The sequence below is a fragment of the Pseudomonas sp. E102 genome (assembly GCF_052660185.1).
In genome coordinates, this window is sequence record NZ_CP084025.1 from 4618495 (window position 1) to 4645433 (window position 26939).

Here is a 26939-nt window from a genome sequence, read left to right on the forward strand (position 1 = left end):
ACTGTAATAAAGTCAGCTTCTCTACACGATGCGTCCCGTATTCCGGGTTAATTGAATTGGCCTACACGCCGCCCCAGCAAAAATCCAGAATCGCGCATAAGCTCCAATCATCGCCTGCCAGCGCTTTTCGCCACAAAACCGCGACAAGCGTGACAAGGTGCTTGATGATAGCCAGCATCGCACCGCCAGACCCGGCCAGGTGCCCAACAATAGCGAGCCCACTTAAGCAGAGGGCATTACCTCATGGATAGCAGAACCTTACGCAATCTCATGCGCATCATGCAGACCGGCTCGTTGTCGGCCGCCGCGGAACAGTCGTGCCTTACGGTGCAGGCATTGGCGGCGCAATTGAACAAGGTTGAGGAACAGTTCGGGTTCCGGTTGTTTCGTCGCTCGAACAAAGGCCTGACATTGACGACCCAAGGCTCTGAGTTGACGCCTTTCATGGATCAGGTTTTGGCGGCCACTCGGCAACTCGAAGAAAAGGTCGCGGCGCTCAAGGCCCCCAGGCAACGGAGCCTTAAAGTGGCGCTCAACACGACGCTTACGCCCGATTTCAATCGACGCATGATCGATCGCCTGATCGCGGTTTTTCCTGAATACCAGCTGGAGTTCAGTTATGCCGAGTCGATGGAGAACCTGAGCAAGCTGAAGAACGAGCATTTCGACCTGGCGATCCTGATCGGGCAACAAAGCGGTTTCACCAGTATCCCGATGCCGGATGTGCAAGTGCAGGTGGTCGGGGCCCATTGCGGTAACCAGGATGACTCCCTTGGCTTGCTCGTCGACAAATTCCAGGTGCGCCCTGCGCAGGAATGCCCGTATTCCCACAGCTTCTTGCGTTTTCTCGACGCGGGTCTCGGCGAATACGGACCCAGCCAGAGGATGGTGTATTCCTGCAGCGAAACGCTGACCTTGTCGCTGATCACCCAGCTCGACGGCCTGGGGCTTGTCTCCAGGGACGCGGCGATGCGCAACGGCTTGGCCATCTTCCCGGATTTCGAAGACTTCCTGGAAGTGCGCCTGGCGGTTAACAATCCCGAGCTTTGCGACCAGGCGCTGCACGATGTGGTAGACCTGACGCTACAGGAACGAACCGAGCGCGATATACGACGCCGTGCCCACCGCCACACTGAGAAACAGGTTGCGGCTGAAATACGCACATAGCAGTGTCGGAATCGCAGCATAGAACTCAGGGCGGTCGATCTGTATCTGTTGATCCTTGATCAACAACGGAGTCAGGCTGATGGCGGCGACAATCGCTACCGGCAGGTATTCCAGCGCGCGGGCGACGAAGGGTGGCCAGTTTTCCGTATTGACCTGCAATGGCAAGGCCCGCGGCAGGAAGGTCACGGCCATCATCAACACAACGACAAGGATCAGGAACGTTTGGTCAGGCATACGCCCACCCCGCAGCCAACAAACGTGGCGATGAATACGTTGAACGGTGAATTGCCCACCAGGCTGAGCACGCCCATGCAGACGACCGCCGCCAGAGCCGCAATCAGTTTGTTGCGCGTATTGCACAGCGAAACCAGGACGTAGAGCATCATGGCTGTCAGGGCGTAATCGAGCTGATATTTGATCAGGTGCGCTGCATATTGCGCGCAGATGGCCCCCAACAAGCCGCCCAATACCCAGGACGCATGGCAAAAAAGGTTGAAGCCAATCAGGTAGCGCAGGCTGACCGGGGCCCCACTACCCAGCTTGACGCTGTGGAAGGCGAACGACTCGTCCGTAAGCCCCGCCGCGTAGCACCAGCGCTCGAACCGACTGAGCCCCAATGCCCGTAATGCCTTGGCCATATAGACGGACATGAGCATGTGGCGCGCATTGATCAGGAACGTGGTGAGCACGATCGTGGTCAACGACGCACCGCTGGAAATCAGCGCCAGCGCAGCGAACTGCGAGGCGCCTGCGTAGACGAACAGGCACATCGCAACTGGCAGCCACAATGGCAGCCCAGCATTCACCGCCATCAGGCCGAACACAAACGAAACCGTGAAATAACCCGCAACTACCGGACTGGCTTCAGCGAAGGTTCGCGAGGCTTGTGGTTCGACCACCAGCGGCTGGCTGGAAGTCTTGTTCATAAATCCCTCTCGAAAGTGATTTCACCCTGGGGCTCGCAGAACCCCTGGGCGGCCCAGAAGCGCTTGCCAGCCAGGTTGGCATCGTCGACGAACAGAAACATGCGCAGTACACCCACGCGTTTCATATCCGCCGATGCCGCTTCCACCAGACGCTGGCCCAGGCCTTGGGTACGATGCCTCGGGCTGACCGCCAGGTGATTGATAGTGCCTCGAGTGCCCAGCATGCCGCCGATGACCGCGCCGACGACTTCACCCATCGCATCGAACGCCATGTAGGCGGTGGTGGTTTCCTGCAACAACACACCGCGCAGGAACCGCGCATCCTGCCACTCGCAGAATGACACCTCGGCAAAACCCCGGAAAAACTGCTCCAGTCGCTCCGCGTCCCTGACCATGGCTCGGCGCAACAGGACTTGCTGCACCGAATCGTCCATCGGTTCGAGCTGCTCAGCGAACAATGTCAAAAGCGGTCCCGGGCCGCGAGAAGGAGATCGCCAGAATCTGCCTGAACGCCATTTCATGGCTGTGGATATTGCGCGCCGGGGTCACATAATGGCGCATGTCCCGATCGAGGAAGAATGTCGTATCGAGGATATCCTCGTAAGTGGTTGCCGCCAGTTGTTCTTCCTGAGGGCTGTAGAGACGGCTTTCTGCACCGGACACGTTATTTCGGCCCCAGAAATGGACGCCGCTGAACGGATAGCCGTCGCAATGGATGCCTTCCGGGGTGATTTCCAATTGCTTGCCCGGCTTGATCTCGATGCGGATCTGATGGATCTGGCATTGCCAGATTTCGTCATGCAATTCCTGGGGCAGGACGTTTTTGTACACGTCGAAGTCTGTGTCGATCAGGCTGCGCATCACCGGAGAATTGATCACTTCATTGGAGAAATCCTGGAAGTGCCGCTCCAATCCGCCCACGTAGCTGTTGTTGGCCTTGGACTGGACATAGGCTCGGTGTTCGAGCTGCTTGAGTTCACGAGTCGTGGGGTTGTATTCGAAATCGCTGTAGCGGCGAAAACGCATGCCTGACTCGGCCTGGCCGTAATAGCTGTCGGGCTCCATATTTTCCCAGCTTTTGGTCAGCCGGACAAAATCGCCGAAATGACCGTAGAGATTGAAGTCTCCACCGCGGACGTTGACGTATTTGTCACGTCTTAGCGCTTCGCCCACTTCCCTGTTCAAAACGATCATTTTTCATAGGTCTCCACTACATTGAGCGGACTAATCTATTAGGTGCAGGATTTGCGTCCATGAAAAAGTATTTGAAGCATTTCAAGCGATGTTTGAAACGGTGCAAAAAGTTTCATTAGTACGACTTTACGTTGGGAAAATTGCATCGCAGAACCCTCATTCCGGGGAAAGACCACCCACAGCTTTCGACGCCACGAGGGTGCGCAAGTCATGGCACAACAGTGCGCAATCAATTAGGCATCTTTTGCTCGTCATTCTCGACTTCCGCTCCTCCAAGCCATTGAAAATCCGTCGTAAACACCGAACCACGCGGCACTCGCCGAACCTGGCTTGATCCTTGATTGCTGCGCCTCATCCCCGGGTGAAGCCCGGCCCCATACCCTTGGCAAGGAGAGCCGGATGACGACCCTGGCGTTCAAGACCCTCGACCCCATCGCCTGGCTGGCCCAACAGCCCCTGCGGGAAAACGAACACCTTTACCTGATCATTAGCGCGGCGAGCGATACGGACGCCCTGGGGACCTATCGCCTGAGCGGCCCTAGCCATCCGCTCCTGCCCATCTGGAGCGAAACGCCCTATTCCACCTGGCATGCGGTAATGCCCTACGTCACAAAACTCGCCCCCGACTCAACGTTCCTGCCATGGATTACCGAAACCGACGCCCTTGATTGGGGCTGGCTTGCTGTCTCCCGTTGTGAACCGGAGGAGGTGCTGGGGCATCTGCGCAGCCTGACGCAAGTGAAAATGCCGAAAGGTCGCGAGGTGTTTTTCCGGTTTTGGGATGGACGTTTCATCTATCCGATCCTTGAAGGCCTGGGAGACGACGCCCAAGCCTTGCTACCGGTGTTCGAACGGTATTTGATCAATGGCAAACCGCTGGAAGCAAGCCCGAGGAAGGTGCCGATGGTCCAGGATTGGCCATGGTGGGAAGTACCGCAAGGGTTACTCGATGCTTTAGCCGAGCAGGACCAGTCTGCGCCGATCGACAATCTGATGCAGTGGCTCGAAGAAGAACATCCTGATATCCATTGCGCATGGCCCAGGAGTGTTCTCAAGCGCAAGGTGGGCTATTTTTCAAAGCTCATCGGCGCTGAAGCCAATCCACAGCAAACCCTGCTTGATGTCCTGCGCCTTGAACAGAAAACGGTCATGGAATAAAGGTAGGCACTTAGAAAAACCCGATCCAAAGATCGGGTTTTTCATCAAACGCGGGCGATTCAGTCAACGATCAAAAGACATTGATCGGATAATCCACGAACACCCGCAGTTCATTACCGCTGACGTTGTACTCACTGGACTTCTGCGACACGCGCAGGAACGAGCTGCGCAACCGCACGCTCAAGTCTTTGGCCGGTCCGCCCTGGACCACGTACTTGAACTGGTTGAAGATCTCGCGCTCGGTACCGCCTTCGCTGGTGGAGGTGGTGATGTTATCGCCACGCACATAGGCCACGTTATAAGTCAGGCCCGGTACACCGAAGGTGGTGAAATCCAGGCCATAGCCCAATTGCCAGCTGCGCTCGTCTTCGGCGTTGAAGTCCGACCAGTACGAGTTGGCCAGGTAGATGGTATTGCCGCCATCACCGACACGGTTCTGGTCACGCTGGTAGCCACCGTAGGCGTAGCCGAGGTTGCTGTCGCCGGTGCTGCGCTGATGGGCGAGCGTGAAGCTGTGCGGGCCGGTGGCGAAGATCGCCGCCAGGCTCCAGATCTTATTGTCGTCCCCGGTGACGTTGTTTTCGCGAACGTAGCTGTTGTCCAGCTTGGTGCGATAACCGTTGAAGTCCAGCGTCAAGGACTGGTCCTTGGCCAATGGGAACACGTAGTTGGCATTCACGTATTGCTTCTTCAAGACGTCTTCGACATCCGAGGCGTACAGCGAAGCCTTAAACTGCTCGGTGAACTGATAGCTGCCGCCCAACACGTTGATCGACTTCAGACCACCACTGTCACGACCTTCGGCGCTCTTGCGCGACTCGGCAGTGAAGCGGCCTGCGTTCAGTTCAAGGCCTTTGATTTCCTTGGAGGTGATCAGCGTGCCGGTGTAGCTTTCCGGCAGCAGGCGCGAGTTGTCATAGTTCAACACCGGCAGGGCCGGCATCTGGTCACCGTAGGCCAGCACCGTGTTGGAAACCCGGAACTTCACCGCGGCACCGAACTTGGACAGGTCGTCGGCGGCGTTGCCACTGTCACCCTTCTTGAAGAAGTCGATGCCTTGCGCACCGGTGCGCCCCTTGCCGCCGTCCAGGCGCAGTGCGTACAGGCCGAAGGCGTCCACGCCTACGCCCACGGTGCCTTGGGTGAAGCCGGACGAGAACGTACCGATGGCCGCTTGGCCCCATTCGGCCTTGTCCCGGTTGCCGTCCTTGTAGTCGCGACTGATGTAGGCGTTGCGCAACAGCACTTTCAGGCTGCTGTCTTCAACGAACCCCTTGGATTCAGCCTGGTCGTTGGCCATGGCTTGTGTGCTGCTCAATATCCCCAGTGCTATCAAAGTAAAGCGCTTGTTCAACATGATTATTTTCCTTGTACGGGTTGATTCGCACTGCAACCGGCAACCGGAATGGCGCTTTAGCGCTCTTTATTCGGACTCTTGCTCCTGGAAATAATAAAAAGGCCCGCCCACGAATCATCGTGTCGGGCCTTTTTATTATTTAAGAGTCATGGCTGTTAGCCACAGGCGTGGGCGAATCCTAGTCGCGCCCGGAAGCCTGTGTCAATTTCGTGAATCTTCTGAAATCAGGCAAAAAATTTCCGGAAACGGATTCAAGTAAGCATGCGGTCCAAGGGAATGTCGGGTTGGTAGAGACGCCACCATGGTGAGCAAGCCGTTTACATGAGCGGGTAAACAGTCGCTCATAAAAAAAGCGCTGCCCTCGCGGTCAGCGCTTTTTATCAATCCGTTGAATTCTATCCTTGCATCACATCCCACAACGCTTCCAGCTCAGCCTCGCTGAACAGGCCAGCGGGGTAGCGTTCCATGATCATCCGGCGCGGATCAGGTTCCCTGATCTGACGCGTTCCGTTGGATTTCAACCACTGCGCCACGGCTTGAAGCGACTCACCATTTACAGCCAAAGGATGGCATGTGCGCTCGCTAATCATGTTCATTCCAGCGCCCTCCTGGTTGATGAGCGGCCAATCTATCCGAGGTTTATGACAAAACAACGCAGCTCCACTGCCCCAGAACTGCCGAAATAACGATACAAGAGCTATGCCAATGTCGTCGCGCTGGTAGCCCGCCAGACACAAAAAAGCCCGCGCCCCAATCAGGACGCGGGCTTGCCGGGATGGATCCAAAAACACCGGCATAGAGCCGCTGCGATGAGTGTCACCCGGCTGTTACATCGCCACTCATTTTATGCGCGGCGCCGGCTGCTGTTGGGTAAGGCAATGGATGTTTCCGCCTCCCAGTAACAGTTCCCGACCCGGTACCATGACCACTTCATGCTCCGGAAACAGGCTTTGCAGCAGGTCCTTGGCCGGACCGTCCAGCGGGTCATCGAAACTCGGGGCAATGATGCCGCCGTTGACGATCAGGAAGTTCACGTAGGAACCGGCCAGGCGCACAGTCGGATTGCGCTCCTGGGATCCTTCCACCGCGTCAACGCCCGAGCATTCTTCCTCGGTGGCGTACAACGGCCCAGGGATCGGCATTTTATGCACTGTGAACGGGCGCCCCTTGGCGTCGGTGCTGTTTCGCAGCACCTCCATCGCCCCATGGCAGCGGGCATGATTGGGGTCCTGCGGATCGTCGGTCCAGGCGAGCAGCACTTCACCAGGGCGCACGTAGCAGCAAAAGTTATCCACGTGGCCATCGGTTTCATCATTGAACAGGCCGTCCGGCAGCCAGATGATCTTGTCTACCGCCAACTGGGCGCTGAGCACCGCCTCGATGTCCTCGCGGCTCATGTGCGGGTTGCGATTGCGGTTGAGCAGGCATTCTTCGGTGGTGATCAACGTGCCTTCGCCATCGACGTGGATCGAACCGCCTTCGAGTACAAAACCTTCGGTGCGATAGCGCGGGCTGCGCTCGATTTCGAGAATCTTGCCGGCCACTTGTGAATCGCGATTCCACGGCGAGTACAGCCCACCGTCGAACCCGCCCCAGGCGTTGAAATCCCAATCGACGCCGCGAACTTCGCCGTTGTCATTGACGACGAACGTCGGGCCGGTATCCCGGACCCAGGCGTCATCGCTCGACATTTCCACCAAACGAATATTCGGCACATCGAGGCGCGCCCGGGCGTTTTCATACTGGGCAGCGGACACCGCAACGGTCACCGGCTCGAAACGGGCGATGGCCTTGGCGACCGCGACATGGGCAGCCTGCGCCGGCTTGCCGCCCAGGCGCCAGTTGTCCGGGCGCTCGGGCCAGATCATCCAGACCTGAGTCTGAGTCGCCCATTCGGCGGGCATGTGGAAACCGTCCGCGCGCGGAGTGCTGTGCAAAGTTGTCATCAATCAGGACTCCAGTGAGCCGTCGAGGGTTTTGATCGCGCCGTACAGGTTCGGCCGTCGATCACGGAAAGTGCCCCAGGCACTGCGAATGTGTTCCAGCTCGTCAAGGTCGAAGCTATGCACCAGCACGCCTTCTTCGGTTTCGTCCAATTCCTGGACCTTTTCGCCAAACTGGTCGGCAATGAACGACGAGCCGTAGAACGTGATGTCGTAGCCATCCTGCTCTTCGTTGCCGATGCGATTGCTGGCCACCAGCGGCATCAGGTTGGCGCCCGCATGACCCTGTTGCACGCGTTGCCAGTGATCGCGCGACGAGATGGTCTTGTCGTGCGGCTCGCTGCCGATAGCGGTCGGATACAGCAGGATCTCCGCGCCTTGCAGCGCCATGCTGCGGGCGCATTCCGGGAACCACTGATCCCAGCAAATGCCTACGCCAATCTTTGCGTAGCGGGTATTCCATACTTTGAAACCGGTGTCGCCAGGATTGAAATAATACTTTTCATGATATCCAGGACCGTCCGGGATATGGCTCTTGCGGTAGACGCCCAGGTTCCGTCCATCGGCATCAATGATGGCAATACTGTTGAAGCGCGCCCGGCCGGCCAGTTCAAAAAAACTGATAGGCAACACGACCTGCAGCTCCTCGGCAAGTTTCTGGAAGTGCTTGATGGCGATGTTCTCATCGACCGGCGTTGCCAACTGCAGGTAATCCGGGTTCGGCTTCTGGCAGAAGTAGGGCGTCTCGAACAGTTCCTGGAGGAGGATAACCTGCGCGCCTTGGGCAGCGGCCTGGCGAACGAGCTTTTCGGCGGTCTCGATATTGGCTTCAAGATCCCAGGAACAGGCCATTTGAGTAGCGGCTACGGTAACGATACGACTCATGAATCATCTCCTGGGCGATGGACAGAGCCGCCTTTATAGCCGATAAAAATCGACTTTAAAATAGAATCAGGCCAATTTTCCCTGAAACTATGCTTCCAGAGCCGACAAAAATCGATAAATAACCGTCGGAAAAACTTGTGGGAGCGAGCTTGCTCGCGATAGCGGTAGACCAGTCAAACAATTATCGGCCTGGAACCGTCATCGCGAGCAAGCTCGCTCCCACAGGGGAACAGCGTGGCGTTTCAGATTGGCTACAACCCCTCCTCCAACACCTTCGCCAGCATATCGACGAAGAAATCCACGCTTTGACGCGTGGTGACCATCGGCGGCTTGATCTTGAGAATGTTGAGGTAATCACCGGTCGGCTGCATGAAGATACCCAGCTCGCGCAAACGATCGCACAGTGCCGTGGTTTCTTCAGTGGCCGGTTCGAGGGTGTCGCGGTTGCGGATCAATTCCACTCCCAGGTAAAACCCCGAACCATGCACCGCTCCGACCAGGGGATACCGGTCGATCAACGCCTCCAGGCGGGCCTTGAAATGTCCTCCGACCACCCTGGCGTTTTCCCACAGTTTTTCTTCTTCCATGACATCCAGCACGGCCATGCCGATCTGGCAACTGACCGGACTGCCGCCTGCGGAAGAGAAGAAATACCCCTCGGCTTCCAGCGCCTCAGCGATCTCCCGGCGGGTGATCACTGCCCCCAGTGGCTGGCCGTTGCCCATGCCCTTGGCCATGGTGATGATATCCGGCACCACACCTTGCTCTTCGAAGCCCCAGAAAAACTCGCCCATGCGCCCGTAGCCAACCTGCACCTCGTCGGCGATGCAGACACCGCCACGCTCGCGCACCATGGCATACACCTGCTTCAGGTAGCCTGGCGGCAATGCGATGCCGCCGGCGTTTCCATACACAGGCTCGCAAATGAAACCGGCGAGCTGGCGTTTCTGCTCGGCGATTTTCGCCAGGTTGTGCTCGACGCTGCGCACGTAGTCTGGCGCACTGTCGACCCCGCGGAATTCACCGCGATAAGTGTTCGGCGCTGTCACCGGGTGCACCCAGTCTGGACGGCTGCTGAGGGCCTGGGGGTTGTCGGCGATGGAGGTCGAGACCGCGTCCGCCGCCACCGACCATCCGTGATAGGCCTCCAGCACGCTGAGCATGTCGCGCCCGCCGCTGTAGGCCCAGGCCAGGCGGATCGCCAGGTCATTGGCCTCGGTGCCGCTGTTGACCAGAAACACCCGGTCCATGTTCGACGGTGCCAGCGCCAGCAGGCGCTCGGAAAACTCGGCGATCGCCGCATAGTGAAAGCGCGAGTTGGTATTGAGCAGCGACCACTGCCGGGCCGCAACCGCCGCCATGCGCGGATGGCCGTGCCCCAACACCGCGACGTTGTTGAGCATGTCCAGATAGGAGCGGCCCTGCATGTCGATCAGGTGATTGCGCCAGCCGCGCTCGATGCGTGGCGGGTCGACGTAGTAATGTTTTTGCGACCGGGCGAAACTCGCATCGCGACGGGCCAGGAGCGCCTCGGGGTCGACTTCCGGCTCAGCATCGCAAGCCAGACCCAGCAACGCCGCGGGCGAGGGGCAAAGCGCCTGCCAAGCCGGCGCCCTCGACGGCGCACAGAACAGCGGCGGCGCCAGATGTTCACCTCGGCACAGTTGGACCCGCAAAGGGCCAGCCACTTCGCCAAGTGCCTGGCCTTTGGTCAACGAGGCCCCGGAACGCAGCGACGAAGACACGCCCCACACATGCAAGCTCAGTTGCGGGCCGTCGAGCCGCAGCAAGCCATTGGCATCCTTGTGCACAACCCCGGCGAAGGGCGACGCCAACGGCGTACCGTGGGGCACATGCAATTCCACGTGCAATGGAAAGGTATCGGGCTCGACGGCACTGTCCGGACGGGTGCGTGAAAGCCGATATTGCCCGTAGCGGCTGGCCGCCAATCCATGCACCGCAGCCGCTTCGCTCAGCAGGCGCTGGTCGATTCCCGCCTGCTCCCAATTGCCGGCCTCGAAATGCGGGCTCAGGACGCCGAGGTCGATCAGGGCGAAATCTCGCCCGACCAAACTCGGCAACAACGGCGCGAAACCCTCGTTGGCGAAAGGCGGCAGGCTGTGGCCGGCGGCGGTGAGAATCGCCGCCTCCATCAACTCGAGCGGCACTGAATGGGCAACATCGAAGATCTCCCATTCATGTTGAAGATTGTCACGGGAGTATTCATTGCCCGGATCGATAGCCACTTGTTGCTCACCGCTGAGCACCAGCACCGCGGCGCGGGCGACAATCAACGGCCAAAGCGCCATGAGTTCTTCGCGTTGCAACGGATTGACGCGGTGGTAGGCGCGGATCGCCGGCAGGATGAAAAACGGGTCCCCATCGGCGTGATGCAGCAGGGCCGCGCAGGTTACCGACAGATCGGTGATACGCCAGGTGCGGATCAGGTCACCGAAATCGATGACGCCTTGCAGTTGCCATTGGCGCTGGGCGTCCCGCTGCCAGACCACGTTGTCATCGGTGATGTCCATGTGGATCGCTTGCACCGGCAGGCTTTCCTTGAGTGGTTGCAAACGCCGTTCGGCCTGTTGCGCCGCCTCGGCGATCAATCGGCGTCGTTGTTCATCCTTGATGACGGGCAGCAAATGATCGATCAAGGCCGGCGCATGACGCGCGTCCCACTGCAATGTGCGATCCAGGCCGGGATGATCGAACGCAGCGAGGGCCACGTCCATCTCGGCACACACGCGCCCCAGCCCTGTCACCAGGTCGCGGGAAAGATGCTTGAGCTGGGTCAGGGACTGGCCCTCGATGTACTCCAGCAACCGCACGTGAACGGTTTGCCCGTCGACCTCAAGCGTCAACAGGTCCTCGCCATTGCTGGCCGCCATGACCGCAGGCACCTTTACCGCGCCATGCCCGGCCAGCGCCTTGAGCGCGGCATGCTGGGCCTGGAGCTCCTGGACCGCATAGTTGCCGTGGCAAATCTTCAATACGAACCGCCCGCGGTCGCTGTCGACGCGGTAATTGAGATCCTGATGGCTGCCGAGGGGTCGCAGGTCACCGCTGAGTCCGTAATTCGAGCGCAGCAGCACCAACGCCTGTTCGGCGCTGATCTGTGGGCTTGGCAAACTGGCACGGTGAACCAACGTAGCGAGCGGCATACAACGACCCCTGAGTGGTTTTGTTTTGGATGCTTATCTCGCCATTGAGTCGGAGGATTAGCAACCCCCACTTCTTATTAAGTAGTGAGCCTGCTTCCCTTGGCCCGTTCCCAAGGGAGATTCGCTTGCACGCTCCTCGTCATGCCGACAAGCTATGCTCCATCGCTGTATCGTCTTATCGAAAAAAGGCTTAACCGGATGCGCATTCTCATCACCGGCGGTGCCGGCTTCATCGGCTCGGCTCTCATACGGCATTTGATTCTTGATACCGAGCACCAGGTCCTGAACCTCGACAAGCTGACCTACGCTGGCAACCTGGAGTCGCTGAGCAGCATTGATCACGACAGCCGCTACGAATTCGTGCAGGCGGACATCGTCGATCAACCAACGATCAGCGCGGTGCTGGCGCGGTTCAAACCTGACGCAATCATGCACCTGGCCGCCGAATCCCATGTGGACCGCTCCATCGACGGTCCGGCGGACTTCATCCAGACCAACATCGTCGGCACCTATAGCTTGCTCGAAGCAACCCGTGCCTATTGGCAGGCCCTGGCCGAACCGCAGAAACGGGCGTTTCGTTTCCACCATATTTCCACCGACGAAGTGTATGGCGACCTGCACGGCGTCGATGACCTGTTCACCGAAACCACCGCCTACGCCCCCAGCTCGCCTTACTCAGCCAGCAAGGCAGCGTCCGATCACCTGGTCCGGGCCTGGCAGCGCACCTATGGCTTGCCCGTGCTGCTGACCAACTGCTCGAACAACTACGGGCCGTTCCACTTCCCCGAGAAGCTGATCCCGCTGGTCATCCTCAATGCGCTGGCGGGCAAGCCGTTGCCTGTCTATGGCGACGGCCAGCAAGTGCGCGACTGGCTCTACGTCGAAGACCACGCCCGGGCGCTGCTCAAAGTCGTGACGGAAGGTGTAGTCGGCGAGACTTACAACATTGGTGGCCATAATGAGCAGAAGAACATCGATGTCGTGCGCACCATCTGTGCGCTGCTCGAAGAACTCGCGCCCCACAAACCCGAGGGCGTCGAGCGCTATGCGGACCTGATTACCTTCGTCAAGGATCGTCCCGGGCATGACCTGCGCTACGCTATCGACGCCGGCAAGATCGAACGGGAGCTGGGCTGGACCCCTCGGGAAACCTTCGAGACCGGGCTGCGCAAGACCGTGCAGTGGTATCTGGAGAACCTGCTGTGGTGCCGGCGCGTGCAGGATGGCAGCTATCAAGGCGAGCGCCTCGGCTCGCTCGAAAACAAGGATACGATTGCATGATGAAAGGCATTGTTCTGGCCGGCGGTTCCGGCACGCGGCTGCATCCGATCACCCTCGGGGTTTCCAAGCAGTTGTTGCCGGTCTACGACAAGCCGATGATCTATTACCCGATCTCGGTACTGATGCTCGCCGGCATCAAGGAAATCCTGATCATCTCCACCCCGCAGGACCTGCCCCAATATCGAAATCTGCTGGGCGATGGCGCCCAGTTCGGCGTCCATTTCAGCTACGCCGAGCAGCCGACCCCCGACGGTCTGGCCCAGGCTTTCCTGATTGGCGAGCAGTTCATTGGCAATGATCCGGTCTGCCTGATCCTGGGTGACAACATTTTTCATGGCCAACATTTCGGCGAGCAATTGCAGACCGCCGTCAACCGCCCACGCGGTGCGACGGTGTTCGGTTATTGGGTCAAGGATCCCGAGCGTTTCGGCGTGATCGACTTCGATCCCGAAGGACGCGCCGTCTCCATCGAAGAAAAACCCGCCGCCCCCAAGTCCAGCTATGCGGTGACCGGCCTGTATTTCTACGACAACGACGTCATACAGATCGCCAAAGCCATCAAGCCGTCCAAACGAGGCGAACTGGAGATTACCGACGTCAACAATGCCTATCTGCAACGAGGGGACTTGCATGTCGAGCGCTTTGGCCGCGGCTTTGCCTGGCTGGACACCGGCACCCATGACAGCCTGCTGGAAGCCTCGCAATACGTTCAGACCATTGAGCATCGCCAAGGCCTGAAGGTCGCATGCCTGGAAGAAATCGCCTATCAACAGGGCTGGGTCAGCCGCGAGCACGTATTGGAGCGTGCCAGTTACTTCGGCAAGACCGGCTACGGCCAATACCTGTTCAAGATTGCCGGAGAAACACGTTGAATGTCATCGCCTCGCGACTGCCGGAAGTCTTGATCCTCGAGCCGAAGGTCTTCGGCGATGATCGCGGCTTCTTCTATGAAAGTTTCAATGCCCAGGCATTCACCGAAGCCACGGGGCGCACGGTGCAGTTCGTCCAGGACAACCATTCGCGCTCGGCCAAGGGCGTGCTGCGCGGCCTGCATTATCAGATCGAACAAACCCAGGGAAAACTCGTGCGCGTCACCGCCGGCGAGGTACTCGACGTTGCGGTGGACATTCGCCGCAGCTCGCCGACATTCGGCCAGTGGGCCAGCGTACGCCTGTCGGGACAGAACCATCGGCAGCTGTGGATTCCCCCTGGATTTGCCCACGGTTTTGTCGTACTGAGCGACTCGGCGGACTTTCTCTACAAGACCACCGATTACTATGCCCCGTCAGCCGAGCGCTGCATTCGCTGGGACGACCCCGACCTGGCGATTGACTGGGAGTTGCCAGGCGCACCGATCCTGTCGCCCAAGGACCAGGCCGGCAAGGCCCTGCATGAGGCCGATCTGTTCCCATGAGTACTTCCTCGCGCATCTTGATCATCGGCCGGAACGGCCAGGTCTCCCAAGCCCTTCAAAAGCGCCTGGCCGGCATCGGCGAACTGACGGTGCTGGGCAGCAGCCAGCTCGACATGGCCCGACCCGATCACCTGCGCGCGCCTATCGAGGCGGCGCGGCCCGACCTGATCATCAACGCCGCCGCCCATACGGCGGTCGACCAGGCCGAGAGCGAGGCGCAGCAGGCCTTCGCCATCAATGCCATCGCACCGGGCGTGCTCGCCCAGGCGGCGCTCGAACTGGGCGTGCCGCTGATCCACTACTCCACCGATTATGTCTTCGACGGTCGCAAGCACACCCCCTACACCGAGGACGACGCGCCCAACCCGCTGAGTGTCTACGGTCGCAGCAAGCTGGCGGGCGAAGAGGCCATCCGCCAGGCGGGCGGAGAGCATCTGATCCTGCGCACCAGTTGGGTGTATTCCAACGCAGGACGCAATTTCCTGTTGACCATGCAGCGCCTGCTGCAGGAAAAGCCCCATCTGCGCGTCGTCTCGGACCAGATCGGCGCACCGACCTGGGCGGGGACGATCGCCGAGAGCACCGCGAAGCTGATCGAGCGCTGGCAAGCTGGGCAACGCGGCGCCTGGGGCACCTATCACCTGACAGCCCAGGGCCAGACATCCTGGTTCGGATTCGCCCAAGCCATCGGTGAACACCTGGTCGAGCAGCACAAATCCTGCGCCGTGCTTGAAGCCATCGCATCGAGCGAATACCCGACCCCGGCGCCGCGTCCGTTGAACTCGCGCCTGGACTGCGCCCGGCTGGCCAGGGAGTGGGGCGTGAGCCAACCAGACTGGCGAAGCGCGTTACAGCAGTGCCTTGCCGGGCAAGCCTAGGCATAATGCGCCTGTAACCCCAGGCGCAGACTTCCATGACCTCCACCCTCCCCCGCAGACCTCGTTGGCGCAGCCTGGCGTTGCTCGCGCTGTGCCTGGCACCGTTGCTGTGGCCGCTTGAGCATCTGGCCGAGCGTTACTACCGCAGCGAACTGGCCGGGCAGAACAGACAGACACTCGACCTCTACGTCGCCAACCTGCTGGGGACGTTGCACCGCTACGAAGTACTGCCCCAGATACTCGGCGAGCTGCCGGCCCTGCGCGCGGCCTTGTCGACGCCGGACGATGGCGTCACCCAGGGCAATGCCAACCGGTTATTGAAAAACATCAGCGCCCAGACCGGCGCCGAGGTCATGTACCTGATGGACGCCACGGGCAAGACCCTGGCGGCGTCTAATTGGGATAAGCACGACAGCTTCGTCGGTCGCAATTTCGCCTTTCGCCCTTATTACATCGAGGCCATGGCCGGGCGCCTGGGACGTTTTTTCGGCCTGGGCACCACATCGGGCAAACGCGGTTATTTCTTCGCTGCCGCCGTGCATGATCGCGAAAAAGTCATCGGCGTGTTGGTGGTCAAGGTGGACCTGGACCACACCGAAAGCCTATGGGGCAAAACGCCCGAACAGCTCTTGGTGACCGACCACAACGGCGTGGTCATTCTCACCTCGCGCCAGGAATGGCGTTTCCGCTCGACGCGGCCCCTGAGCGATCCGGAAAGCAAGGCGATCAGCGCGATACAACCCTACCCTACCCGTGACCCCAAGCCGCTCAACCTGGACCCCAATGCCTGGCTGACCCAGACCCAGGCCATCGAAGAAACCGGCTGGAATGTGAGCATCCTGGCCCCGCGCACCCTGATTGACCGCCCGGTGCGCACGGTGGTCGTCATCGGCGGCGCGGCATTGCTGGTCTTGATGCTGTTGCTCGGGTTGATGATGCAGCGCAGGCGCCACTACCTGGAAAGAATCGCCTTCGAGGCCAAGGCCCGTCATGAATTGGAGGGCCGCGTCGCGGAACGCACCAGCGACCTGGAGGGCCTCAACCGTCGTCTCAAGCAAGAGGTGCTGGAACGCGAGCACGCCCAGCAGGAACTGGTCCGTGCCCAGGATGATTTGGTGCAGGCCGGCAAGTTGTCGGCGCTCGGCACCATGTCGGCCAGCATCAGCCATGAACTCAACCAACCGTTGGCGGCGATCAGAAGTTATGCCGAAAACGCAGAAATACTGCTCGATCACCAACGCACCGACGACGCCCGTGGCAACCTCAAGCTGATCAACGAACTGACCGGGCGCATGGCGTCGATCATCGCTCACCTGCGCGCCTTCGCGCGCCGCGACCGCCACGCCCCGGAAAGCGTCGCGCTGCAACCGGCGCTGGACGATGCCCTTGCCTTGCTCGCCAAACGTCGGCGCAGCATGGAAGTGGAGTTGATCCGTGACCTGCCCGCCGCCACCTTGTGGGTCGAGGCCGGTGAAACACGCCTGCGCCAGGTGCTGGGCAACCTGCTGGCCAATGCCCTGGATGCCCTGACTGAAAAAGGTCCGCCGCGTAGACTCTGGCTCAGTGCCCAGGCGACCGAAACCGGCGTCAACCTGTACATCCGCGATAACGGCCCGGGTTTCTGCATGGAAGCCCTCGGCCGCGCCGGTGAGCCGTTCTACACCACCAAGACTCGCACCCAGGGCCTTGGCCTGGGGCTGGCAATCTGCGACACCCTGATGCGCGCCTTCGGCGGCGAATTGTTGTTCGCCAACCACAAGGAAGGCGGCGCCCTGATTACCCTGAAGCTGCGGGCGGGTGCGCCCGGGGTGAGCCTGCAACCGTCCGAGGACCGTAGTGTATGACCATCGAAAACCAGATTGAGGTGGTGCTGATCGACGACGATCCCCACCTGCGTCAGGCCCTGAGCCAGACCCTCGACCTGGCTGGGCTGAAAATCCTGCCACTGGGCGAGGCCAACGGCCTGGCCGGGCAACTGCCGAGGGATTGGCCAGGCGTGGTGGTCAGCGATATCCGCATGCCCGGCATGGACGGCCTGGAACTGCTGGGCCAACTGCACGCCCAGGACCCGGACCTGCCAGTGCTGCTGATTACCGGCCATGGCGATGTACCGCTGGCCGTGCAGGCAATGCGCGCCGGGGCCTACGACTTTCTCGAAAAACCCTTTGCCAGCGATCATCTGCTCGACAGTGTGCGTCGGGCCCTGGCTTTGCGGCGCCTGGTCCTGGATAACCGCAGCCTGCGCCTGGCCCTCAGCGATCGCCATGAACTCAGCGCCCGGCTGGTAGGACAATCGTCGCCCATGTTGCGCCTGCGCGAGCAGATCGGTGCCTTGGCAGCGACGCGCGCCGACGTGTTGATCCTGGGTGAAACCGGCGCCGGCAAGGAAGTGGTCGCCCGCGCGCTGCACGATCTCTCGAGTCGACGCAACGGGCCGTTCGTGGCGATCAACGCCGGCGCTTTGGCCGAGTCGGTGGTTGAAAGCGAACTGTTCGGCCACGAACCCGGCGCCTTCACCGGCGCGCAGAAGCGCCGTATCGGCAAATTCGAATTCGCCAATGGCGGCACGTTGTTTCTCGATGAAATCGAAAGCATGAGCCTGGACGTGCAGGTCAAATTGCTTCGCCTGCTGCAAGAGCGGGTGGTGGAACGACTGGGTGGCAATCAGCAGATCCCCCTGGACATCCGTATCGTCGCCGCCACCAAGGAAGACCTGCGCCAGGCCGCCGATCAAGGCCGCTTTCGCGCCGACTTGTATTACCGGCTGAATGTCGCGCCGCTGCGCATACCGCCGTTGCGCGAGCGCGGTGAGGACGTGCTGATGCTGTTCCAGCATTTTGCCGATGAGGCCAGCGCCCGTCATGGCCTGCCGCCCCACGAACTGCTACCGGCCCACCGGGCGCTGTTGTTGCGCCATGACTGGCCGGGCAACGTACGCGAGTTGCAGAACGCCGCCGAGCGTTTCGCCCTGGGCCTGGAGCTGGCCCTGGATAGCAGCACGCCGGAAGGCCAGCCAGGCGCCCCGGTGCAAACCGTCAGCGGCGGTTTGAGCGAGCAGGTTGAGAACTTCGAAAAAACCCTCATAGCCGCCGAGCTGGCACGGCCTCACAGTTCAGTGCGCAGCCTTGCCGAAGCGTTGGGCATTCCACGCAAAACCCTGCACGACAAGCTGCGCAAGCATGGACTGGCCTTCGGCGACAATAGCCCAGGCCAGGCCGACGATTCCGATTGAGTCCTGCCACCCACCGTTAGAAGAGGGCCCGCATGAACCGCGACAGCCATTATCTGGAAACGATCCTGCACCGGGACATCCCATTGACCCGGGACATGGGCCTGAAGGTGCTCCAATGGCAGGCCCGCCAGCTGCGTCTGTTCCTGCCGCTCGAGGCCAACGTCAACCACAAGAGCACCATGTTCGGGGGGAGCCTGTATTGCGGCGCGGTGCTGGGTGGCTGGGGCTGGTTGCACCTGGCCTTGCGCGAGGAGGGAGTCGAAGACGGACACATCGTGATCCAGGAAGGGCAGATCAGCTATCCGCTGCCCGTGACCCGAGACGCAACCGTCATTTGCGACGCGCCCGATGAAAAGACCTGGAAACGTTTCGTGGCGACTTATAAGCGCTACGGGCGGGCACGGCTGGCATTACAAACGCGGGTGTTGAACGTCGACAGCGAGAATGTGGCGGTGCAATTCGAAGGGCAATACGTTTTGCACCGCTGATCGTCGTTGATTCACGTGGCGAGGGAGCTTGCTCTCACAAAAGCATCCGGCCAGAAATCAGCCTTGGTTCAAGAGCGGGCAAGCTCCAACAGCTTCCCACGCCACGCCGCTTTCGCCGGCAGCGCCAGGAACGAAGCATTCAACAGCGACTCGCGCGGTGGATAGCGGAACGGTTCGCCGCTCAGGTCCAGCACCTCGCCGCCCGCTCCTTCGAGTACGCCCTGGGCGGCGGCGGTGTCCCACTGAGACGTTGGCGCCAAACGGGGGTAACAATCGGCGGCGCCTTCAGCCAACAGGCAGAATTTCAGCGAACTGCCGATGTTGGTCAGTTGCAAGGCGCCGAGGCTCTCACTCAAGCCGGCCAACAGGCGCTCCTGCTCCGCACTGGTGTGGCGCCGGCTGGCGACCACGGTAAAGGCATCACCAGGCGCTAGCGCGTTACGCACCGTGATCGGCGAAGGCTCGACGCCTTTCTCGCCACGCCAGGCCCCCAGCCCCACGCCACCGACGTAGAAACGGCCATTGGTGGGCATCGAGACCACGCCGAACACCACCCGTCCTTCTTCGACCAAGGCGATGTTGACGGTGAACTCTTCACTGCCCGAGATGAATTCCTTGGTGCCATCCAGCGGGTCCACCAGCCACCAGCGTTTCCAGGTAGCGCGGACGCTTTGCGCGATATCGGCGTCCTCCTCGGAGAGGATCGGAATATCCGGCGCCAGCGCGGTCAATCCAGCGACGATGACATCGTGGGCGGCCATGTCCGCGGCGGTTACAGGCGATTCATCCGCCTTGTGCGCAACTTCTACATCGGCGCGCCAGAACGGCAGGATTGCCGCGCCGGCCCGAAGCGCCAGTTCGATCACCGGGACCATCAGCGGGTGAGGAAAAATCATGGCAGGTAGGCTCCACGCTGGGTCAGCAGGTCGCGGGCCAGATACAACGCCGCCAGCGCCCGTCCCTCGGTGAATTGGGGATTCTGTGCAAGGGCCGAGAGCTCGCCCAGGTTGACCTTATCCACTCGCATCGGCTCGGGTTCGTCGCCCTCCAGCCGCTCTTCATACAGGTCGGTCGCCAGCACCACTTGGATCTTCTGGCTCATGTAGCCAGGCGACAACGACAGCTCCGTCAGGTGTTCCAGCTGACGCGCGCCAAAACCGGCCTCTTCCTTGAGCTCGCGCTCGGCCGCCGCCAGCACGTCTTCGCCCGGCTCGACCAAACCCTTGGGCAATGACCACTCATAAGCGTCGGTACCTCCACAATACTCTTCCACCAGCACGGCATGGTCGGCATCGAGCATCGCGACAATCATCACCGCGCCGTAGCCAGGGCTCTTGGCCGCCAAACGCTCGTAAGTGCGCTCCACACCATTGGAAAAACGCAGCTTCATTTCTTCCACGCAAAACAGGCGGCTGGTGGCGACAATCCGTCGGTCGAGTATGGTGGGTTTCTGGCGCATAAACGGCTCCCTGGGCGATAGCGGGCTACTATACCCGGCCTATTCTGATTGTTTGTGTCGGATATCCGATTACCGCTGGAGAAGTTTTTATGGCCTCGTTGCCTTGGCACGCGATCGACACGGTCCTGCTGGACATGGACGGCACCCTGCTGGACCTGCATTACGACAACCATTTCTGGCTGGAACACCTGCCTCAGCGCTACGCCGAACTGCATGGCGTCAGCCGCGCGATGGCCGAGATGGAGCTGCAACCGCTGTTCGAGCGCAACGCCGGCCAGTTGCAGTGGTACTGCCTGGACTTCTGGAGCGCGGAGCTGAAGCTGCCGGTGCGCGAATTGAAACTGGAAACCGCCCACCTGATCGCCCTGCGCCCCGATGCCGATACGTTCCTGGCAGCGATCCAAAGGGCCGGCAAACGCGTCGTGATGATCACTAACGCCCATCGAGACTCGCTGTCGCTGAAGCTGGAGCGTATCGAGCTCGCCCCGTATTTCGAGCGTTTGATCAGCTCTCACGATTACGGTTTCCCCAAGGAGAACCCGCAGTTCTGGGATGCCTTGCAAGCCGACCTGGACTTCGACCCCGCTCGCAGCCTGTTCATTGACGATACCTTGCCAGTCTTGCGCAGCGCCCGTGATTTTGGCATCGCGCATCTGCTGGCGGTCAGCGAACCGGACAGCCGCAAGGGGCCGAAGGATACCGGGGAATTCGAAGCGGTCGGGGATTATCGGGATTTGATTGCCGGGCTTTGAACCGCGCTGCCTTCATCGCGAGCAAGCTCGCTCCCACAATGGTTTCGCCGCGAACCAAAGCCTCTGTGGGGGCGAGCCTGCTCGCGATGAAGGCGCCGCAAATGCGGCAGTCTATTCCGGAATACGCAGCACCTGCCCCGGATAGATTTTGTCTGGGTGCGAAAGCATCGGCTTGTTGGCTTCAAAGATCTTGTTGTACTTGTTGGCGTCACCGTACTCGGCCTTGGATATGGCGCTGAGCGTGTCACCCTTCTTCACGGTTACGAAACGTGCGGCCTGCGCTACCGGCCCAGTCACGGTGATCTGATCGTCAACACTGCCGACACCTTGGATATTGCCCACAGCCAGCAGGACCTTTTCTTTTTCCTCCTGGCTCGAGACTTCACCGGTCACGATGACTTTGTCACCTTCAACGGTCGCTTGGATATTGGGGTTGCCCAGCCCGACTTTACTGATGTGCTCCTTCAATTGCTCACCGGCATTGGCATTACCGGGGGTCAGGAGATCGATAAGTTTCTCACCCGCCTCCTTCACAAAACTAAAAAGACTCATGGCGCTTGCTCCTTGGAATTGAATGTCCAGACACAAAGCCTAGACCAAGCCCACCGAGCCCGCCTTCCAACCGACCAATGACCCCAACACGCCCAAAGCGCTAGAATCCCAATCTTCCCGCGCCAAGGAGTGAAGATGGACATCAAGCAGCTGAAATTTCTCATCGCGCTCGACGAAACCCGCCACTTCGGCCAGGCTGCCGCCCGTTGTCACATCACCCAACCCACCCTGTCGATGCGTTTGCGCAGCCTGGAAGAAGAGCTGGGCCTTCCGTTGGTCAACCGCGGCCAGCGTTTCGAGGGTTTTACCGCGCCAGGCGAACGGGTGCTGGCTTGGGCACGCACAGTGCTGGCGGCCTATGACGGGCTTCAGGCCGAAGCGGCGGCCTGCCGTGGCAACCTGGTGGGTACGCTGCGCCTGGGCGTGGTGCCGCTGTCGGATTTCGACCCGCTGTCGATGATGCAACGCCTGCACACCGAGCACCCGAGCCTGCGCTTCGAATTATCGTCTTTGAGTTCGGAGCGCATCCTCGAACAATTGGCGAACAACCGCATCGACCTGGGCATTTCCTACATGGAACGCCTGGATAACGAGCGCTTCGAATCCTTGCCCTTCAGCCACACCCGCATGGGCCTGCTGTACGACCAGCGGTTTTTCTTTTTTGGCGAAGAACCGCTGAGATGGGAATCACTGGTTGAACTGCCCCTGGGCATGCTCACCAGCGGCATGCATTTTCGCCAATCCATCGATCACGCGTTTCATAGCCGAGGCCTTGCACCTCAACCGTTGCTGCAAACCGACGCCGTGCATCAATTGCTGCAAGCGGTGCATGGCGGATTGTGCTGCGCGGTGGTCCCATTGGACAGCGGACTGAACGTCATGACCGAGGACTTGCGCATCCAGCCCATCGAAAACGCCCAAACCCTTGTTCCGCTTGGGCTGATCATGCGGCGCGGGGCTCCGCGCTCGGCGTTGGCGGAGGCTTGTTTCGCCCTTTACCAGAAATCAATAACCTTTCCTTGATCGACGTCATCTATTGAAAGATCAGTAATAGCGATTAGACGTGGCAGATTGCCGCATTTAGTCTTAGCACTATTCCTACTTTCAGTGATGCCCATGAACGACAAGCCTCAGGCCTGTCCAGTGCCTGACGTGGAACCTTCCACGCCAGCCGCCAGCCAGAGCTATCGCTACTGCAACCTGGAGCACTTCGAATCGGCCAGCGCCGCGCTGGCCGAGGAAGTGGCGTTGGCCATTGCCTATAACGGCATCAGCCAAGCGGTGATGCTGGTCACGCCAACCGATCTCGAGGATTTTATCGTCGGGTTCAGCCTGGGCAGCGGCATCATCGAGGATCCAGCGGACATTTACGACTTGCAACTGAGCGGCGCCGGTTCGGCCCAATATGCCCAGGTCACCATCGCCAATCGCGCCTTCTGGAATCTCAAGGAGCAACGTCGCCAAATGGCCGGCACCAGTGGCTGCGGACTCTGTGGCGTGGAAGCCGTGGAACAGGCGCTGCCCGACCTCAAGTCGCTGCCCGGGGCACCCTTGCCACCAGCGCAATGGCTCGATGGCCTGCGTCAACGCATCAGCCAGTTCCAGCCCCTGGGCCAACACTGTGGCGCCGTCCATGCGGCATTGTTCATGAACGCCAACGGCGAGTTGCTGATGGGCCGCGAAGACATTGGCCGGCACAACGCTCTCGATAAATTGATCGGCGCGTTGATCCGTCAGCAAATCCCGGTGGCTGGTGGCGTGGCAATCGTCACCAGCCGTTGCAGTCTCGAATTGATCCAGAAAGTACTGCGCGCCGGCATCCAGACGTTGGTCAGCCTGTCGTCGCCCACGGGCCTTGCCGTGCAATGGGCCCGCCAACACAACCTCAACCTCATCCACCTGCCGCAAAAAAGTGCGCCGCGGGTCTATAGCCCTGCGATGGAGAAACAAGCGTGAGCAATTATCAACAAGCCAACCAGAAACCCGCACCGCGCTACAAACCCTACAAGGGCCCAGCCGGTGGTTGGGGCGCGCTGATCAGCGTTGCCCAGGCCTGGCTGACCAGCGATAACGCGCTGAAAAACATCCGCATGATGCTCAAGACCAATCAGAACGGCGGCTTCGATTGCCCTGGCTGCGCCTGGGGTGATTCGCCAGAAAGCGGCATGGTGAAGTTCTGTGAGAACGGCGCCAAGGCGGTGAACTGGGAAGCGACCAAACGTCGTGTCGACGCCGCTTTTTTTGCCAAGCACAGCGTCACGTCATTGCTCGAGCAGAGTGACTACTGGCTTGAATACCAGGGGCGCCTGACGGAGCCGATGCAATACGACGCGCAAACCGACCGCTACAAGCCCATCAGCTGGGATGCGGCATTTGCGTTGATCGGCAAGCATCTGCAAGGACTGTCCAACCCGAACGAGGCCGAGTTCTACACCTCGGGCCGGGCCAGCAACGAGGCAGCCTATCTGTATCAATTGTTCGTGCGCGCGTACGGCACCAACAATTTCCCCGATTGTTCGAACATGTGCCATGAGGCCAGCGGTGTAGCCCTGTCCCAGAGTGTGGGTGTCGGCAAAGGCACGGTGACATTTGACGACTTCGAGCATGCCGACGCGATCTTCGTCTGGGGCCAGAACCCCGGCACCAACCACCCACGGATGCTCGAACCGCTGCGCGAAGCCGTGAAGCGCGGCGCCCAAGTCGTGTGCATCAACCCGCTGAAAGAGCGTGGCCTGGAGCGCTTCCAGCATCCGCAACACCCGCTGGAAATGCTAACCAACGGTGATAAACCCACCAATACCGCGTATTTCCGTCCAGCCCTGGGCGGAGACATGGCCGTGCTGCGCGGCATGGCGAAGTTCCTGCTGCAATGGGAGCGTGAAGCACAGAACAGCGGCGGCCCCGCAGTATTCGACCATGGGTTCCTCAACGAACACAGCGTCGATGTCCTGGAATACCTGGCGGTCGTCGATGACACCCCATGGGAACAAATCGCCGAACAATCAGGCCTGACCCTGGCCGAGATCGAGCAGGCCGCGCGCATGTACGCCAAAGCCAGCAACGTGATCATGTGCTGGGCGATGGGCATTACCCAGCACCGCCATTCCGTCGCGACCATCCAGGAAATCGCCAACCTGATGATGCTGCGTGGCAACATCGGCAAGCCAGGCGCGGGGCTTTGCCCGGTGCGAGGGCACAGTAATGTGCAGGGCGACCGGACCATGGGCATCAACGAGCGTCCGCCCGTTGCGTTCCTCGACGCGCTGGAGCGGCGTTTCCAGTTCAAGGTGCCGCGTGAAAACGGCCATAACGTAGTCGAGGCGATCCACGCCATGGCCGAGGGCCGGGCCAAGGTATTTATCGCCTTGGGCGGCAATTTCGCCCAGGCTACTCCCGATAGCCACCGCACCTTCCAGGCCCTGCGCAATTGTGACCTGACCGTACAGATCAGCACCAAGCTCAACCGCAGTCATCTGGCCCACGGGAAAGATGCGTTGATCCTGCCGTGCCTCGGTCGCACCGACATCGACCTGCAAGCCGAAGGCTCCCAGGCCGTGACCGTGGAAGACTCGTTCAGCATGGTCCACGCCTCCAATGGCCAATTGCAGCCGTTGTCGAACCAGATGCGTTCGGAGCCGTGGATCATCGCCGGCATCGCTGCCGCCACGCTGGGCAGCCGTCCGGTGGATTGGAACTGGCTCGTGGCCGATTACAGCCGCATCCGCGACCTGATCGCCGAGACCATCCCCGGCTTCAAGGACTTCAACCAGAAACTCAAGAATCCCGGTGGCTTCTATCTGGGCAACAGTGCCGGTGCCCGTCGCTGGAACACACCGTCGGGCCGCGCCAACTTCAAGCCCAACCGGTTGCCGACCGACCTGCTCCACGAGCGGACCCGAGCCACAGGGCAATTGCCGGACCTGATCCTGCAGTCCATGCGCTCCCACGACCAGTACAACACCACCATCTACGGCCTCGATGATCGCTATCGCGGTGTGAAAGGCCAGCGTGACGTACTGTTCGTCAACGAAGCGGACATCATCCGACTGGGCTTCAAACCCGGGCAAAAGGCCGACATCGTTTCCCTGTGGGACGACGGACGCGAGCGGCGGGTCAAAGGGTTTACCTTGCTGGCCTTCGACATCCCGGCCGGACAGGCCGCCGCCTACTACCCGGAAGTGAACCCGCTGGTACCCTTGGAAAGTACCGGTGACGGCAGCCACACCCCGACCTCGAAGTTCGTGGCGATCCGTCTGGAAGCGGCGAGCGAGAACGGGCTGATCATGGCCAAATCGGCCTGAGTCAATCCTGGCGTTGTACTGGCCTTGCCGGGCACTTTCAGACGCCCATGAAAAAGGCCGTTTTCCAGTGAAAACGGCCTGTCTGAAGTAGCTAAAGACCGGCAAAATCTACTTAAGTTCCGCTATGAAAACAGTAACTTAGCGAATTGTGCACAAGTCGTGTTACTCGTCGGATTTCGATTGTAACCAAGCGAAGCCAGCCTCAGGATCGCGCCGTCATCCCTTTGAGGCTCCTCTATGAAGTTCTCCTCCATTCTCTTGTTGTCCCTTGGCCTGGTCAGTGGCGTCGCGTCTGCCGGCGGTACCGCCGAAGCAGGTGTAGGCGGCGCATTGGGCGGGGTTTTGGGTTCGGTCGTCGGCCAGTCCCTGGGCGGCAACACCGGCTCCACTATCGGCGCGGCCCTGGGCGGCGCGGGCGGTAGCGCAGTCGGCGCAGACAAACATAGCCGCGGCGAAGCGGCAATCGGCGGCGCACTGGGTGCAGCCGGCGGTAACGTGGTCGGCCGCAGCGTGGGCGGCTCCACGGGCAGCCTGATCGGTGCCGCAGCGGGCGGTGGCGCCGGTGGCGCACTGGGTAACTACATGGGCAAGGACGACGATGACGACCGTTACGAAGGTCGCCGTAGCGATCGCCGCTACTACCGCGATGGCCACCGGGGCCGCGGTCATGCCTACGGACATCGCAAGCACAAGCACAAGCATCGCTATCACGACGATTGACGGCCGGTTTGACCCGTACCGTTAGATGATCGCAGCCTTCGGGAGACTGACCGGAGGCTGCGATTTTT

The 26939-nt window shown here is 60.4% G+C and carries 26 protein-coding genes; 14 read left to right on the forward strand and 12 right to left on the reverse strand.

Features of this window, described 5'->3' with window-relative positions; genetic code table 11:
- Positions 1 to 243: 243 nt before the first annotated feature.
- Complete coding sequence (locus tag DOCECA_RS20895) at positions 244 to 1167, forward strand: LysR family transcriptional regulator (RefSeq protein WP_434561168.1); 924 nt, start codon at positions 244 to 246, stop codon at positions 1165 to 1167.
- On the opposite strand, the gene DOCECA_RS20900 is transcribed toward DOCECA_RS20895, so the two are convergent.
- Genes DOCECA_RS20900 through DOCECA_RS20915 form a run of 4 tightly spaced genes read right to left on the reverse strand, consistent with a single transcriptional unit; the run spans position 1084 to position 3287 of the window.
- The gene (locus DOCECA_RS20900; protein ID WP_039592671.1) at positions 1084 to 1401 is read right to left on the reverse strand and encodes an AzlD domain-containing protein; all 318 of its coding nucleotides are present in this window, start codon (positions 1399 to 1401) and stop codon (positions 1084 to 1086) included. The two genes, DOCECA_RS20895 and DOCECA_RS20900, sit on opposite strands and share 84 nt — an antisense overlap.
- Positions 1380 to 2093, reverse strand: a complete 714-nt coding sequence (locus tag DOCECA_RS20905; protein WP_420766403.1) for an AzlC family ABC transporter permease — start codon at positions 2091 to 2093, stop codon at positions 1380 to 1382. Before DOCECA_RS20905 ends, DOCECA_RS20900 begins: the two co-directional genes overlap by 22 nt.
- Complete coding sequence (locus DOCECA_RS20910) at positions 2090 to 2527, reverse strand: GNAT family N-acetyltransferase (protein WP_420766507.1); 438 nt, start codon at positions 2525 to 2527, stop codon at positions 2090 to 2092. The genes DOCECA_RS20905 and DOCECA_RS20910 overlap by 4 nt, the downstream gene beginning before the upstream one ends.
- Before the next feature lie 13 nt (positions 2528 to 2540).
- A complete protein-coding gene (locus tag DOCECA_RS20915; RefSeq protein WP_420766404.1) occupies positions 2541 to 3287 on the reverse strand; it encodes a 2OG-Fe dioxygenase family protein in 747 nt (248 codons plus the stop codon).
- 399 nt (positions 3288 to 3686) lie between these two features.
- Between DOCECA_RS20915 and DOCECA_RS20920 the strand changes: the two genes are divergently transcribed.
- A complete protein-coding gene (locus DOCECA_RS20920) occupies positions 3687 to 4445 on the forward strand; it encodes a DUF4123 domain-containing protein (RefSeq protein WP_434649265.1) in 759 nt (252 codons plus the stop codon).
- A 70-nt stretch (positions 4446 to 4515) separates the two neighbouring features.
- Here DOCECA_RS20920 and DOCECA_RS20925 read toward each other — a convergent pair whose 3' ends face one another.
- The 5 genes from DOCECA_RS20925 to DOCECA_RS20945 form a co-directional block, all read right to left on the reverse strand.
- Positions 4516 to 5802: an OprD family porin gene (locus DOCECA_RS20925; RefSeq protein WP_434649264.1), complete on the reverse strand. Its 1287-nt coding sequence runs from the start codon at positions 5800 to 5802 to the stop codon at positions 4516 to 4518.
- Positions 5803 to 6197: 395 nt separating this feature from the next.
- Positions 6198 to 6398, reverse strand: coding sequence for a hypothetical protein (locus DOCECA_RS20930; protein WP_420766407.1), 201 nt, complete (start codon positions 6396 to 6398; stop codon positions 6198 to 6200).
- A gap of 243 nt (positions 6399 to 6641) precedes the next feature.
- Positions 6642 to 7748, reverse strand: a complete 1107-nt coding sequence (gene aguA / locus DOCECA_RS20935; protein ID WP_420766408.1) for an agmatine deiminase — start codon at positions 7746 to 7748, stop codon at positions 6642 to 6644.
- Positions 7749 to 7751: 3 nt separating this feature from the next.
- A complete protein-coding gene (aguB, locus tag DOCECA_RS20940) occupies positions 7752 to 8630 on the reverse strand; it encodes an N-carbamoylputrescine amidase (protein ID WP_420766409.1) in 879 nt (292 codons plus the stop codon).
- A gap of 251 nt (positions 8631 to 8881) precedes the next feature.
- Positions 8882 to 11794 (reverse strand): aminotransferase, encoded by a 2913-nt coding sequence (locus tag DOCECA_RS20945; protein ID WP_445571017.1) that lies wholly within the window; start codon positions 11792 to 11794, stop codon positions 8882 to 8884.
- A gap of 198 nt (positions 11795 to 11992) precedes the next feature.
- On the opposite strand from DOCECA_RS20945, the gene rfbB reads away from it, so the two are divergent.
- Genes rfbB through DOCECA_RS20980 form a run of 7 tightly spaced genes read left to right on the forward strand, consistent with a single transcriptional unit; the run spans position 11993 to position 19087 of the window.
- A complete protein-coding gene (gene rfbB, locus DOCECA_RS20950) occupies positions 11993 to 13075 on the forward strand; it encodes a dTDP-glucose 4,6-dehydratase (protein WP_445571018.1) in 1083 nt (360 codons plus the stop codon).
- Positions 13072 to 13947 (forward strand): glucose-1-phosphate thymidylyltransferase RfbA, encoded by an 876-nt coding sequence (gene rfbA / locus DOCECA_RS20955; RefSeq protein ID WP_420766412.1) that lies wholly within the window; start codon positions 13072 to 13074, stop codon positions 13945 to 13947. The genes rfbB and rfbA overlap by 4 nt, the downstream gene beginning before the upstream one ends.
- Complete coding sequence (gene rfbC / locus DOCECA_RS20960; protein WP_434649260.1) at positions 13944 to 14489, forward strand: dTDP-4-dehydrorhamnose 3,5-epimerase; 546 nt, start codon at positions 13944 to 13946, stop codon at positions 14487 to 14489. The genes rfbA and rfbC overlap by 4 nt, the downstream gene beginning before the upstream one ends.
- Positions 14486 to 15367, forward strand: a complete 882-nt coding sequence (gene rfbD / locus DOCECA_RS20965; protein WP_434561182.1) for a dTDP-4-dehydrorhamnose reductase — start codon at positions 14486 to 14488, stop codon at positions 15365 to 15367. The genes rfbC and rfbD overlap by 4 nt, the downstream gene beginning before the upstream one ends.
- Before the next feature lie 35 nt (positions 15368 to 15402).
- Entirely contained in the window at positions 15403 to 17211 is a 1809-nt protein-coding gene (locus tag DOCECA_RS20970) for a sensor histidine kinase (protein ID WP_420766415.1), read from the forward strand.
- Entirely contained in the window at positions 17208 to 18599 is a 1392-nt protein-coding gene (locus DOCECA_RS20975) for a sigma-54-dependent transcriptional regulator (protein WP_434608340.1), read from the forward strand. The genes DOCECA_RS20970 and DOCECA_RS20975 overlap by 4 nt, the downstream gene beginning before the upstream one ends.
- A gap of 32 nt (positions 18600 to 18631) precedes the next feature.
- Complete coding sequence (locus DOCECA_RS20980) at positions 18632 to 19087, forward strand: thioesterase domain-containing protein (RefSeq protein WP_434561184.1); 456 nt, start codon at positions 18632 to 18634, stop codon at positions 19085 to 19087.
- Between the two features lie 68 nt (positions 19088 to 19155).
- On the opposite strand, the gene cysQ is transcribed toward DOCECA_RS20980, so the two are convergent.
- Both cysQ and nudE read right to left on the reverse strand, forming a co-directional pair.
- The gene (gene cysQ, locus DOCECA_RS20985; RefSeq protein WP_434701435.1) at positions 19156 to 19983 is read right to left on the reverse strand and encodes a 3'(2'),5'-bisphosphate nucleotidase CysQ; all 828 of its coding nucleotides are present in this window, start codon (positions 19981 to 19983) and stop codon (positions 19156 to 19158) included.
- Positions 19980 to 20546 carry an ADP compounds hydrolase NudE gene (gene nudE / locus DOCECA_RS20990; RefSeq protein ID WP_420766419.1) on the reverse strand — a complete coding sequence of 189 codons (567 nt, stop codon included), beginning with the start codon at positions 20544 to 20546 and terminating at the stop codon, positions 19980 to 19982. Before nudE ends, cysQ begins: the two co-directional genes overlap by 4 nt.
- Positions 20547 to 20635: 89 nt before the next feature.
- On the opposite strand from nudE, the gene yrfG reads away from it, so the two are divergent.
- Positions 20636 to 21298 carry a GMP/IMP nucleotidase gene (yrfG, locus tag DOCECA_RS20995; RefSeq protein WP_434649255.1) on the forward strand — a complete coding sequence of 221 codons (663 nt, stop codon included), beginning with the start codon at positions 20636 to 20638 and terminating at the stop codon, positions 21296 to 21298.
- Between the two features lie 111 nt (positions 21299 to 21409).
- Here yrfG and lysM read toward each other — a convergent pair whose 3' ends face one another.
- Positions 21410 to 21850, reverse strand: coding sequence for a peptidoglycan-binding protein LysM (lysM, locus tag DOCECA_RS21000; protein ID WP_434608346.1), 441 nt, complete (start codon positions 21848 to 21850; stop codon positions 21410 to 21412).
- 135 nt (positions 21851 to 21985) lie between these two features.
- Here lysM and DOCECA_RS21005 point away from each other — a divergent pair, with 135 nt between their 5' ends.
- The 4 genes from DOCECA_RS21005 (at position 21986) to DOCECA_RS21020 (ending at position 26871) form a co-directional block, all read left to right on the forward strand.
- Complete coding sequence (locus DOCECA_RS21005) at positions 21986 to 22873, forward strand: LysR family transcriptional regulator (protein ID WP_420766422.1); 888 nt, start codon at positions 21986 to 21988, stop codon at positions 22871 to 22873.
- 93 nt (positions 22874 to 22966) lie between these two features.
- Positions 22967 to 23806 (forward strand): formate dehydrogenase accessory sulfurtransferase FdhD, encoded by an 840-nt coding sequence (gene fdhD / locus DOCECA_RS21010; RefSeq protein ID WP_420766423.1) that lies wholly within the window; start codon positions 22967 to 22969, stop codon positions 23804 to 23806.
- Positions 23803 to 26151 carry an FdhF/YdeP family oxidoreductase gene (locus tag DOCECA_RS21015; RefSeq protein ID WP_434561194.1) on the forward strand — a complete coding sequence of 783 codons (2349 nt, stop codon included), beginning with the start codon at positions 23803 to 23805 and terminating at the stop codon, positions 26149 to 26151. Before fdhD ends, DOCECA_RS21015 begins: the two co-directional genes overlap by 4 nt.
- 237 nt (positions 26152 to 26388) lie before the next feature.
- Complete coding sequence (locus DOCECA_RS21020; RefSeq protein ID WP_420766425.1) at positions 26389 to 26871, forward strand: glycine zipper domain-containing protein; 483 nt, start codon at positions 26389 to 26391, stop codon at positions 26869 to 26871.
- The last annotated feature ends 68 nt before the right edge of the window (positions 26872 to 26939 follow it).

What these genes read in the sequence shown, in the direction of transcription:
- lysM (WP_434608346.1), bottom strand. Translation starts at nt 21,850, where the DNA reads ATGAGTCTTTTTAGTTTTGTGAAGGAGGCGGGTGAGAAACTTATCGAT.
- DOCECA_RS20970 (WP_420766415.1), top strand. Translation starts at nt 15,403, where the DNA reads ATGACCTCCACCCTCCCCCGCAGACCTCGTTGGCGCAGCCTGGCGTTG.
- DOCECA_RS20925 (WP_434649264.1), bottom strand. Translation starts at nt 5,802, where the DNA reads ATGTTGAACAAGCGCTTTACTTTGATAGCACTGGGGATATTGAGCAGC.
- rfbA (WP_420766412.1), top strand. Translation starts at nt 13,072, where the DNA reads ATGATGAAAGGCATTGTTCTGGCCGGCGGTTCCGGCACGCGGCTGCAT.
- yrfG (WP_434649255.1), top strand. Translation starts at nt 20,636, where the DNA reads ATGGCCTCGTTGCCTTGGCACGCGATCGACACGGTCCTGCTGGACATG.
- DOCECA_RS21020 (WP_420766425.1), top strand. Translation starts at nt 26,389, where the DNA reads ATGAAGTTCTCCTCCATTCTCTTGTTGTCCCTTGGCCTGGTCAGTGGC.
- DOCECA_RS20900 (WP_039592671.1), bottom strand. Translation starts at nt 1,401, where the DNA reads ATGCCTGACCAAACGTTCCTGATCCTTGTCGTTGTGTTGATGATGGCC.
- aguB (WP_420766409.1), bottom strand. Translation starts at nt 8,630, where the DNA reads ATGAGTCGTATCGTTACCGTAGCCGCTACTCAAATGGCCTGTTCCTGG.
- cysQ (WP_434701435.1), bottom strand. Translation starts at nt 19,983, where the DNA reads ATGATTTTTCCTCACCCGCTGATGGTCCCGGTGATCGAACTGGCGCTT.
- DOCECA_RS20930 (WP_420766407.1), bottom strand. Translation starts at nt 6,398, where the DNA reads ATGAACATGATTAGCGAGCGCACATGCCATCCTTTGGCTGTAAATGGT.
- DOCECA_RS20910 (WP_420766507.1), bottom strand. Translation starts at nt 2,527, where the DNA reads ATGGACGATTCGGTGCAGCAAGTCCTGTTGCGCCGAGCCATGGTCAGG.
- DOCECA_RS20915 (WP_420766404.1), bottom strand. Translation starts at nt 3,287, where the DNA reads ATGATCGTTTTGAACAGGGAAGTGGGCGAAGCGCTAAGACGTGACAAA.
- DOCECA_RS20975 (WP_434608340.1), top strand. Translation starts at nt 17,208, where the DNA reads ATGACCATCGAAAACCAGATTGAGGTGGTGCTGATCGACGACGATCCC.
- DOCECA_RS20920 (WP_434649265.1), top strand. Translation starts at nt 3,687, where the DNA reads ATGACGACCCTGGCGTTCAAGACCCTCGACCCCATCGCCTGGCTGGCC.
- DOCECA_RS20980 (WP_434561184.1), top strand. Translation starts at nt 18,632, where the DNA reads ATGAACCGCGACAGCCATTATCTGGAAACGATCCTGCACCGGGACATC.
- DOCECA_RS21005 (WP_420766422.1), top strand. Translation starts at nt 21,986, where the DNA reads ATGGACATCAAGCAGCTGAAATTTCTCATCGCGCTCGACGAAACCCGC.
- rfbD (WP_434561182.1), top strand. Translation starts at nt 14,486, where the DNA reads ATGAGTACTTCCTCGCGCATCTTGATCATCGGCCGGAACGGCCAGGTC.
- DOCECA_RS20905 (WP_420766403.1), bottom strand. Translation starts at nt 2,093, where the DNA reads ATGAACAAGACTTCCAGCCAGCCGCTGGTGGTCGAACCACAAGCCTCG.
- DOCECA_RS20945 (WP_445571017.1), bottom strand. Translation starts at nt 11,794, where the DNA reads ATGCCGCTCGCTACGTTGGTTCACCGTGCCAGTTTGCCAAGCCCACAG.
- DOCECA_RS20895 (WP_434561168.1), top strand. Translation starts at nt 244, where the DNA reads ATGGATAGCAGAACCTTACGCAATCTCATGCGCATCATGCAGACCGGC.
- rfbB (WP_445571018.1), top strand. Translation starts at nt 11,993, where the DNA reads ATGCGCATTCTCATCACCGGCGGTGCCGGCTTCATCGGCTCGGCTCTC.
- aguA (WP_420766408.1), bottom strand. Translation starts at nt 7,748, where the DNA reads ATGACAACTTTGCACAGCACTCCGCGCGCGGACGGTTTCCACATGCCC.
- fdhD (WP_420766423.1), top strand. Translation starts at nt 22,967, where the DNA reads ATGAACGACAAGCCTCAGGCCTGTCCAGTGCCTGACGTGGAACCTTCC.
- nudE (WP_420766419.1), bottom strand. Translation starts at nt 20,546, where the DNA reads ATGCGCCAGAAACCCACCATACTCGACCGACGGATTGTCGCCACCAGC.